1 protein-coding gene is annotated in these 1,035 nt (G+C 67.1%); it reads right to left on the reverse strand.

Going from position 1 to position 1,035, the window contains the following annotated elements; genetic code table 11:
- Positions 1-21: 21 nt before the first annotated feature.
- Positions 22-978 carry an IS481 family transposase gene (locus tag H9623_RS19125; protein ID WP_193721583.1) on the reverse strand — a complete coding sequence of 319 codons (957 nt, stop codon included), beginning with the start codon at positions 976-978 and terminating at the stop codon, positions 22-24.
- Between the last annotated feature and the right edge of the window lie 57 nt (positions 979-1,035).

A 1,035-nucleotide genomic window follows, 5' to 3' on the forward strand; every position in this document is an offset into this window, starting at 1 on the left:
TGTACCCGGCCAGGAGGTTGGTTACAGCCGGCTGATCGGGGGTTGCCCGCCGAGGGCTTGGTGGCGACGTTGGGTGTTGTAGTACTCGAGCCAGGGTGCCAGGGCTGCGGTCCGTTCGTCGTTCGAGGTGAAGACTTGTCTGTAGGCCCATTCGGTGGCCAGGGTGCGGTTGAGTCTTTCGACCTTCCCGTTCTGCCAGGGGCAATGCGGCTTGATGAACTTTTGCTCGATGCCGTGGGCGGCGCACAGATCCCGCAGCGACCAGCGGTAGGCCCACGCGTTGTCCGTCATGAGGCGTTCGATCCGGGTGATGCCGCGGGTGGCGAAGTAGCCGATCGCGCGGGTCAGGAATTCGGCGCAGGTGGTGCCCTTTTCGTCGGGGAGGATCTCGGAGTACGCCAGCCTGGAGTGGTCGTCCACGAGTGAGTGGACGTAGTCATACCCGGTCCCGTGCTTGCGGTCTCGGTTGTCGTTCTCGGCACCGCGGCCGTGGGCTCGCCACCCGCCGCCGTCCGGGATGCGCCCGAGTTTCTTGACGTCCATGTGCACCAGTTCGCCCGGCCGGTCACGTTCGTAGCGCACGGTGGTCGCTTTGGAGGCCCGCAGGCGATCGCCCGTCATCGGGTCCAGCACGGCCAGGTGCGGCATGTGGTGGCGCGCCAGGACCCGAGAGACCGTGCGGGGCGCCACGCCGAGCTCGGCCGCGATCTGGTCCCGCCCACGCCGCTGCTCCCGGCGCAGGGCCACGACCCTGGCCTCTGTCTCGGCGCTCGTCCTGGTCGGACTGTGGTGCGGGCGCGAGGACCGGTCAGCCAAGCCGGTCTCGCCCTCGGTAGCGAATCGATGCAGCCAGTGCCGCACTGTCTTGCGTGAGACGCCCATCGCCGCAGCAATGTGGGCCTGCTTCCAACCATCCCTGCGGCGCTCGACGATCAACATCCTGCCGCGAACGGTCAGACGGGCATTAGCGTGGGACACGAGGACCTCCGGGTTGTGAAGACTTCGACATCTCCACTAAGCCCGGAGGTCCTCCCT

Source organism: Oerskovia douganii (genome assembly GCF_015142735.1).
Classification (GTDB): domain Bacteria; phylum Actinomycetota; class Actinomycetes; order Actinomycetales; family Cellulomonadaceae; genus Oerskovia; species Oerskovia douganii.